A 7501-nucleotide genomic window follows, 5' to 3' on the forward strand; every position below is an offset into this window, starting at 1 on the left:
CCCGCCCGCGGCTGCCGCGCCTGCGCCGCCAAGACCTACGAGTCGCTGAGCTTCGCTGAGGTGGACCAGTGGCGCGCCTGCCAAGGCTGCCCGCACAACCTCCTGCGCCAGCCGCAGGCCCTTGCCGCCGCCGCGGCTGCCCCTGCCACCGCCACGCTGGAGAGCTGAGCCATGGACGCCACTGAAATCTGTCACCGTCGCGTGCTGCCCGCCGTCATGGTCTTCGCGCTGGGCGTGCTGACCGCTGACTTTGCCAACGAACACCGGGAGCGCGAGACCCTCAACCTCGCCCGAGACCAGGCGCAGCATTGCCAGGCCAGCCTGCTCGACGAGACCGAGCGCCGCAGCCGCTTCCAGCGCATGGCGCACTACGCCATCGACCAGGGCAACCAGTGCCGCGAGCAGCTCGCTGTGGCCACGCTGCCGCTGAGCCTGCCGATCGCCCAGGCCAAGGGGGGCAAGTGATGGCCACCGCCTCCTCATTCGCTACGCTGTCCACGATCGAGACGCGCCGCAAGAACGGCATCAAGGCGATCAAGGCCTGTGTCCGCCAGCTCGGCATTGACGATGCCACGTACCGCACCATGCTGGCCTCGATCACGGGCAAGACCAGCGCCACGCTGCTCAGCCTGGCTGAACAGGGCGCCGTGCTGGACCACCTGAAGCGCTCTGGCGCTGGCACGCCCACGGCCAAGGCCCGCGACGGTGGACGCAAGCGTGTCACACCGCCGAAGGACAAGGCTGCGCTGATGGCAGAGATCCACGGCTGGCTGTCCGAGCTGGAGTGTGTCACCGGCAAGGCCCACACGCTCAAGTACGCCGACGCCATCGCCAAGCGCAGCGGCTGGGCCGACACCGTGGACTTCTGCACCCCGCATGACCTGCACCTGGTCGTCGGCGCGCTGGCCCGCACTGCCCGCCACAAGGGCAAGCAGGCGCACCAGACGCAGCGATCGCAGGAGCTGTGATGCTGCAGCACAAGCCCCAGGCCACCGAGGACGAGCTGCTGCGCGCCGAGCTGCTGCAGGTCACCGAGCTGGACCTCGGCGAGTTCGCTGACGCGGTGCCGCCGGGCGCGGGCGAGGTGGTGCGCGTGCTGGGCGTGGCGCTCGCGGTCAAGGTGTTCAACGCCTGGCCGGGGGTGTTCCTGCGCGTGCCCGCTGCGCAGTCCAACCGGGTGGACGGCCAGCGCCGCCGCGCCGAGCTGCTGCGCGTGCTTGACCAGGCGGAGCTGCTGCAGCTCTGCACTGCGTGGGGCGGCGAGCCGCTGCGGGTGCCGGTGCTGCGCTCGCTGCTGTCGGCCAAGCGCCAACGCTGGCTCCGCACGACCCACGACGCCCTGACCAGCGGCCACCCGCCCGCCGTCAGCAGCAAGGCGGAGGCCATCTACGTGATGGGCATGCGGCTCGCCGCGGCCGGCATGGCGATGACCTCGCACCAGATCGAGATGGTGCTCGACAGCCCCGAGCCCGGCGCCGACGACCGGCAGCGCCCCCTGTTCGCTGCGACCTGATCCACCTGATCCACCCGAAACCCGAAAGGAGGCCCCAGTGGCCACAAGCAAGAAAACACGCATGAAGACCGCCGCCGTCGCGGTCGCCGTCCCCCAGTCGCGCAGCATGTGCGCCGACCAGATCCGCCAGCTCGGCGACCTGCAGCGTGAGTACGCCCGCACCTGCACCGAGATGAACGACGCCATCGCCGCGCTGGCGAACGCTGCCGAGCCGGTGCTGGCCGACCTGGCTGCACGCACAGCCGCGTTACAAACCGGCATCCAGACCTGGTGCGAAGCCAACCGGGTAACGCTGCTGGGCGAGGACGACCGCAACGGCAAGACCGCCAACCTGATCACCGGCGAGGTAGCCTGGCGCGTGAAGCCGCCGAGTGTCAGCATCAAGGGCGTGGAGATGGTGCTGAAGTCTCTTGCGAAAGCCGGTCTGGGTCGATTCATCCGCACCAAGGCGGAGGTCAACAAGGAGGCGGTCCTGAACGAGCCGGCCGCGGTCGCCCGCATCCCCGGCATCACCATCGTGCGCGGTGTCGAGGATTTCATCATCACGCCGTTCGAAGCCAGCACCGAGGTGTCAGCATGAAGCGCCTCTTCCTGGCTGTCGCTGCTGCTGCTGCGGCGCTGCTCGCCGGCTGTGGCGGCGGTGACGACACCAACCCCGATGCCTCCATCGTTCTGCTCACCGACCGTCCCGCCGTCGCCCTGGCGCTGGCCAATGCGATGCCCGGTCACGATGTGGTCGTGCAGGCGGCCCCAGCAGCCTCGGCGGCGGCATCGGTCGCCGCATGGGCCGCCCGTGGTGCCGGTACGGTCGTGGCGCACTACACGCCCGGCACCGAACAGTCGGTCTGCCAAGAGGCCCAGCGCCTGGGCATCAGGTGTGTCGTCACCGACCCGCCCGAACCCGCCACCTACTACGGCGAGACCTACTGCGATCTGGCCTGGCTGGATGGCGCAGAGGCGCAGGGCCAGTTCCTGGCGCGGTGCCTGCGGATCGAAGCGGCGTCCCCGTTGCGGCCTGAGCGCCGTGCTGGCCCGGTGCGGATCGAAGGGGGTGCGCTGTGAGCGCCACCCGCCCCATCACCCCCGCCGACTGGAAGCGGATCGAGGAGGCGCTGGCCGGCCGGTTCGGTTCCGAAAAGCTGATGTGCGATGGCTACAAGCTGACCATCTCGCGGGAGCAGGAGAAGAACAAGCTGGTGCTGGTGGTCTACGTCAACGGCGTCTGGAAGGGCGAGTGGCTGACGAATGACTGCGAGGAGCGCCGCCGCTTCTTCTGCCGGAGCGAACGACGCCTGTTCTCGAAAGCCAGGGTCGAGAAGAATATGGCCGGGATGGGCAAGCGCCAGAAGGAGAAGTTCATCGCCGAGATGGGGCTGGACAAGACCATGGCCTTCTACATGCCGGTCTGGAGCAGCTTCACCGCATTGCGCCGGCACTTGGTCAAGAACAACAAGGAGATCTTGGTGCTGCAACCGGAGTACGTGGTGGTCTCCGGCGCTGGTACCAGTGACCAGCGCATCCTGTCCGAGCACGCTACCCTGCGCGAGGCGATCAACTCGGAGGATGTGCGGTACGAAATGGGCGACGTGATGAAGCGCCTGCCGGATGGGACGCTGACCACCAAGTTCTGATAAGCTCAGCGCCGCAATCGTTACGCTTTTCTCGGAAAGTGAAAACCCCGCCCGGGGCAACCCAGGCGGGGTTTTTCATTGGCGAGGCAACGGCTACTTCATCCCCAGTTCCTTGCGCACATCATCGCGCAGCCGGTCCTCGGCCGGCAGGTCCGAGTTGTACTTCCCTGCGAGGTAGTCCTCGAACCAGCACTGTTCGGCAACCCGCCTCAGCAGGTCGCGCAGGTGTTCGATCGTGGCAGCGTCGTCCATCACTTGATCCCGAACTGGCGCTTGTGCTCCTGCAGGCACTCCGCGTACCTGACCAGCGCCAGGTCGCCGCCGACCTTGGCGGCGTCTGCATCCCGCTTGCCCGCACACCGCTGCAGTGACTCCTGCATCAGCCGCTGGATTTCCTTCGCCAGCTCGGCCTGCTGGTCCGCCGCCTTGCGCTGATCAGCTTCCTTGTCCATCTCGGCTGCGAGCCTGGTGTACTGCGCCTGCTGGTATTCAGGGGTCTGCATCTCGTGCATCTTGTAGGAGAACCAGCCCAGCGCGGCCACCAGGATCACACCGGCGATCTGCCACTCGGTCTTGCTGTACTTGCGTGCCATGGCTTTCTCACTCGCACTGGAACGTGCTGAGCTGCGCCCCGAACCCAGGATCGAACCTCGGGTTCTTGTTGACGCTCACGACATGCGTGGCCTGCGCTTTTCCAGCTTGCGCACAGGACTTCATGGCAACATCTCGCACGCCGTCCAGCGAGACGAATCCATCGTGCTCGATCACGACCCGGCTCCCATCGTTCGATGCCACCATGCCGGCACATCCCGCCAACATGCTGACCAGTGCCGCAGTCGCAGCACATCTCATCGCTCCTGATCCCATCGGTTCCTCCTGGTAGTTTCAGTTCCGGCATGGTTGCCAGTCACCTGACGCCAAGCTGACATCTGCACCTAGGTTGCGCCGACTCGTGCGCCGACGGGTGATCTCGGACGATGCGGAGCATGAAGCCGACCGCCTCCTCCACATCCCCGCGCGCCCCGCGCATGTTCGGCTGGCTCGTGCTGGCCGTGCTGCTGACGGCGCTGACCTATACGCTGGCGCCGCAGCAGTTGCCGCTGTCGGTCTACAAGCTGTCGCTGGTGGCCATGGCCGCGGTGGCGGGCTACTGGATCGACCGCGCGCTGTTCCCCTATGCGCGCCCAGACGCCATGTGGGACACCGAATTTGCGGCCTCCCATGTGCCCATGATGCTGAGGCTGGCGACGGTGTTGATGCTGCGCCGCGCCATCATCGTGTCTGCCACGATGCTGGCCGTCGGCCTGGGGGCCTGAGATGTGGCGCGGCCGGACGTTTGACATCAGCCCCACCGCGCAGCATGCGCAGATGGTCGGCGAGGAGTTGAGCCGCATCGACACGCAGTTTCGCCGGCGGATGCGGCTGTGGCTGGGCGTTCTGGTGACCGTCTGGGTGGTGTCGCTGCTGGCGGTGCTGGTGGCGCTGTCGGCCCGGCCCGCCTACGCGGACGAGCTGCCGCTGTCGGTATCTCCGCCCACCACGGTGATCATCGTCAGTCCGCCCGCCGCCGCGCCGCCCGCCGACCAGCCCGAGCCGCCCCTCGGCGCCCGGCGCTGGCGGTATGAATTGATGCGCGCTGCAAATACGGTCTGGGGTCTGGATGCCCCGGTGGCCGTCTTTGCTGCGCAAGTCGAACAGGAAAGCGGCTGGCGCCCCTGGGCGGTGAGCCGGGTCGGCGCGGTCGGCATGGGCCAGTTCATGCCGGCGACGGCGTCCTGGTGGTGTCGCATGCACAAGATGAATGCCCAGCAATGCCAGCCGCGCAATCCGGTCTGGTCGCTGCGGGCGCTGGTCGGGTATGACCGGTGGATATGGGACCAGATTGGCCGCATCCCCGGCGCCGAGGAGATGGACCCCTATAGCCGCATGTGGGCCACGCTGCGCAGCTACAACGGCGGGCTGGGGCACTGGCGCGCCGAGTCGCGTGCAGCGGGGTCGCTGGACCGCCTGGCGGTCGATGCGGCGTGCGGCCGCGCCAGGCGCCACCGCAGCCACTGCAGGGAGAACCTCGGCTACCCGCAGCGGATCATGGTGACGCTGCAGCCGCGCTATGCGGGCTGGGGCGCAATGGTCGAGCTGGCCGGGTCCGGGGGTGAGCGGTGATGCCGGCCCTGTCCGTGCTGCAGCCGCTCGCGCTGGCCGCGCTGCGCTCGCCGCTGGTGGCGTGGGTGCTGGGGCTGGTGATGGGCTGGGCCTACACCGCCGCCCTGTTGCCCAGCGTCGGCGACGTGGTGCGCCTGCGCGCCCAGATCCAGGCCACGGCCAGCGCCGCCGCCCAAGCCTCTCTTGCCGCGCTCGATGCCCAGCTCCGGCACGAACGCACCCTGCGCACCGCGGCCGACCTGGCCCAGGCGCAGCTCACCGACCAACTGCGCCACCTGCGCGACAGCACCGAGGACCGACGACATGCCCTACAGACTGTGGCCACGACTGGCCGTGACTGCCTGCGCAGCGATGCTCTGCGCGTGCTCGACGGTGCGCCCGGACTCTGGGTCAGCACCGATCGCCCGCCCGCCTGGGCGACTGGCGCCACCGCCGGCGCTGCTGCAGCGCATGCCCCCGCTGCCCCCGATCCCGGCCTCCATCCGGCCGAGGGCCTGACCGCTAGCGACCGCCAGGTCGGCGACTGGATCCTCACCGCGGGTGCGCAGTACCACGAGTGCCGCGCCCGGCTCGACGCCCTGATCACCTACGTCGAAGCCGACAACACGCCATGACCGACTACGAAACCATCATCGCTGCCCTGTCGGCCGTGAACCTCGCGCTGACGATCACCGTGATCGTCGGCAACCGAGGCGACCGCAAGCGCATGACCGAGCTGGAGGGCGCCATGCGCCGGCACGACGAGCGGCTGGCCTGCGTCGAGACCGCGGCAGACCGCAGCCCGACGCACGACGACCTCGCCAAGATCTACGACCGCGTCAACGAGACCTCGCGCCTGATCCACCGCGTTGAAGGCGTCGTCGAGTCGATGAACGGCAATCTGAACCTGCTGCTCCACCGAACCATGCGCGACATCCCCACCCGGACCTGACCCCACACCATGATCACCGCCGCACCCGACCCCCTGCGCCGCCGCCGCTCCAGCGTGCTGGCCAGCATCTTCTTCGCGCCGATGGGACAAGCCACCGTGCGCGACCTGCAGCGCGAGCTGGAGACCGTCCACAACATCGCCGCGAGCCGCGACGCCGTGCGCGCTGACCTGTCCTGGCTGCAGGAAGTCGGGCTGCTGCGCGTGCTCGACGACACCGCCCAGATCACCGAGCGCGGCCGCGACGTGGCCCGCAACACGGCCCCGTGGCCCGGAGAGTAAGCACCATGGCCCATCCGAAAGAAACCCGCCTGACCCTGCGCGCCGCCTTCCTCGGCGGGCTGGGGTTGGAGCAGGCCGCAGAGAAAGCCGGCGTGCCGGTGCAGACCGCCCGCCGCTGGAAAAGCGAAGCCGCCGATGCGGGCGATGACTGGGACAAATTCCAGGCCGCCAGTTTGATCGTGGCGGGTGGCGGCTTCGAAGCGGCGATGGGACGTGTGGCCGCGGCCGTCGTGCTGCGCTGCGGTGCGGTATTGGAGAAGTTGGAGGCCGACGAGGGTATCGACCCGCTCGACGCCTCGAAGGCCATCGCCAGCCTGACCGACTCGCTCAACAAGGCCCACGCCGCCGCCAAGCGCCTCATGCCCGAGGCCGACGCCCTGGCCGCTGGCAACAGCGCCGTGAAGGCCTTCGCCGAGCTGCTCATCAAGCGCAACCCCGATGCCGGCGAAGCCGTGCTGTCGGCGATGGAGGCGTTCGCCCGCGGCGATCGCTGACCGAGATGCCGCGCTCCTGCTACATCAAGGACGAGCCGGACGGGAGTCGCATGTTCCTGTGCGGCAACCTCGGGCCGCACTGCGCGGAGTGCGCGGACGTTGGTGACCACCTGTGCGACTACCCCGTCGGCAGGAAGAAGACGTGCGACCGGCCCCTGTGCGAGCTGCACGCGAACGAGATCGCGCCGAACCTGCACTACTGCGCGGCGCACCTCGGCATGTGGAACGCCTACCGGGAAAGCGGCGGCGTGCAACTCGAACTCGACAACGTGGTGCCGTACCGCGGTGCCTGACCAACCAGCGTTACACCAGGCGGAAAGATGGCTACCCAGCGCAAGGGATTAACGCGGAAGCAGGCGTCCGACGACCTCGCGGCGTTCGCGGCGAACCTGCGCCAGCGCATCGAGGCGCAGGTCACCGGGTTCGACCCCGACCCGGCCGCCTGCGCCGCACGCCGCAAGCGCGCCACGGCCGACTTCGACACCTTCGT

General features: G+C 68.6%; 16 protein-coding genes. 13 read left to right on the top strand and 3 right to left on the bottom strand.

Annotation, left to right across the window (positions count from 1 at the left end):
* The first annotated feature begins 171 nt into the window (after nucleotides 1-171).
* The 6 genes from AABN02_RS09780 (at nucleotide 172) to AABN02_RS09805 (ending at nucleotide 3144) form a co-directional block, all read left to right on the top strand.
* Nucleotides 172-465 carry a hypothetical protein gene (locus tag AABN02_RS09780; protein ID WP_338414742.1) on the top strand — a complete coding sequence of 98 codons (294 nt, stop codon included), beginning with the start codon at nucleotides 172-174 and terminating at the stop codon, nucleotides 463-465.
* Entirely contained in the window at nucleotides 465-968 is a 504-nt protein-coding gene (locus AABN02_RS09785; protein ID WP_338414743.1) for a regulatory protein GemA, read from the top strand. The genes AABN02_RS09780 and AABN02_RS09785 overlap by 1 nt, the downstream gene beginning before the upstream one ends.
* Nucleotides 968-1513, top strand: a complete 546-nt coding sequence (locus tag AABN02_RS09790; protein ID WP_338414744.1) for a hypothetical protein — start codon at nucleotides 968-970, stop codon at nucleotides 1511-1513. Before AABN02_RS09785 ends, AABN02_RS09790 begins: the two co-directional genes overlap by 1 nt.
* 61 nt (nucleotides 1514-1574) lie before the next feature.
* Nucleotides 1575-2093 carry a host-nuclease inhibitor Gam family protein gene (locus AABN02_RS09795; protein ID WP_338414745.1) on the top strand — a complete coding sequence of 173 codons (519 nt, stop codon included), beginning with the start codon at nucleotides 1575-1577 and terminating at the stop codon, nucleotides 2091-2093.
* Nucleotides 2090-2575: a hypothetical protein gene (locus AABN02_RS09800; RefSeq protein WP_338414746.1), complete on the top strand. Its 486-nt coding sequence runs from the start codon at nucleotides 2090-2092 to the stop codon at nucleotides 2573-2575. The genes AABN02_RS09795 and AABN02_RS09800 overlap by 4 nt, the downstream gene beginning before the upstream one ends.
* Nucleotides 2572-3144: a hypothetical protein gene (locus tag AABN02_RS09805; RefSeq protein ID WP_338414747.1), complete on the top strand. Its 573-nt coding sequence runs from the start codon at nucleotides 2572-2574 to the stop codon at nucleotides 3142-3144. The genes AABN02_RS09800 and AABN02_RS09805 overlap by 4 nt, the downstream gene beginning before the upstream one ends.
* Before the next feature lie 93 nt (nucleotides 3145-3237).
* On the opposite strand, the gene AABN02_RS09810 is transcribed toward AABN02_RS09805, so the two are convergent.
* From AABN02_RS09810 to AABN02_RS09820, 3 genes are read right to left on the bottom strand one after another with little or no spacing between them, the layout of a single operon-like run.
* A complete protein-coding gene (locus AABN02_RS09810) occupies nucleotides 3238-3396 on the bottom strand; it encodes a hypothetical protein (RefSeq protein ID WP_338414748.1) in 159 nt (52 codons plus the stop codon).
* Entirely contained in the window at nucleotides 3396-3737 is a 342-nt protein-coding gene (locus AABN02_RS09815) for a hypothetical protein (protein ID WP_338414749.1), read from the bottom strand. The genes AABN02_RS09810 and AABN02_RS09815 overlap by 1 nt, the downstream gene beginning before the upstream one ends.
* A 7-nt stretch (nucleotides 3738-3744) precedes the next feature.
* Nucleotides 3745-3912, bottom strand: coding sequence for a hypothetical protein (locus AABN02_RS09820; RefSeq protein ID WP_338414750.1), 168 nt, complete (start codon nucleotides 3910-3912; stop codon nucleotides 3745-3747).
* Nucleotides 3913-4130: 218 nt separating this feature from the next.
* Here AABN02_RS09820 and AABN02_RS09825 point away from each other — a divergent pair, with 218 nt between their 5' ends.
* Genes AABN02_RS09825 through AABN02_RS09855 form a run of 7 tightly spaced genes read left to right on the top strand, consistent with a single transcriptional unit; the run spans nucleotide 4131 to nucleotide 7304 of the window.
* Nucleotides 4131-4460 (top strand): putative holin, encoded by a 330-nt coding sequence (locus tag AABN02_RS09825; protein WP_338414751.1) that lies wholly within the window; start codon nucleotides 4131-4133, stop codon nucleotides 4458-4460.
* Between the two features lies 1 nt (nucleotide 4461).
* On the top strand, nucleotides 4462-5307 hold the full coding sequence (locus tag AABN02_RS09830; RefSeq protein WP_338414752.1) for a transglycosylase SLT domain-containing protein: 846 nt from the start codon (nucleotides 4462-4464) through the stop codon (nucleotides 5305-5307).
* Complete coding sequence (locus tag AABN02_RS09835; RefSeq protein ID WP_338414753.1) at nucleotides 5307-5921, top strand: hypothetical protein; 615 nt, start codon at nucleotides 5307-5309, stop codon at nucleotides 5919-5921. The genes AABN02_RS09830 and AABN02_RS09835 overlap by 1 nt, the downstream gene beginning before the upstream one ends.
* Complete coding sequence (locus tag AABN02_RS09840) at nucleotides 5918-6238, top strand: DUF2730 family protein (RefSeq protein WP_338414754.1); 321 nt, start codon at nucleotides 5918-5920, stop codon at nucleotides 6236-6238. The genes AABN02_RS09835 and AABN02_RS09840 overlap by 4 nt, the downstream gene beginning before the upstream one ends.
* A gap of 9 nt (nucleotides 6239-6247) precedes the next feature.
* On the top strand, nucleotides 6248-6517 hold the full coding sequence (locus AABN02_RS09845; protein ID WP_338414755.1) for a hypothetical protein: 270 nt from the start codon (nucleotides 6248-6250) through the stop codon (nucleotides 6515-6517).
* Nucleotides 6518-6522: 5 nt separating this feature from the next.
* On the top strand, nucleotides 6523-7011 hold the full coding sequence (locus AABN02_RS09850) for a DUF1804 family protein (protein WP_338414756.1): 489 nt from the start codon (nucleotides 6523-6525) through the stop codon (nucleotides 7009-7011).
* Between the two features lie 5 nt (nucleotides 7012-7016).
* Complete coding sequence (locus tag AABN02_RS09855) at nucleotides 7017-7304, top strand: hypothetical protein (protein ID WP_338414757.1); 288 nt, start codon at nucleotides 7017-7019, stop codon at nucleotides 7302-7304.
* Nucleotides 7305-7501: the final 197 nt, after the last annotated feature.

It is taken from the genome of uncultured Sphaerotilus sp. (assembly GCF_963924895.1).
Taxonomy (GTDB): domain Bacteria; phylum Pseudomonadota; class Gammaproteobacteria; order Burkholderiales; family Burkholderiaceae_C; genus Sphaerotilus.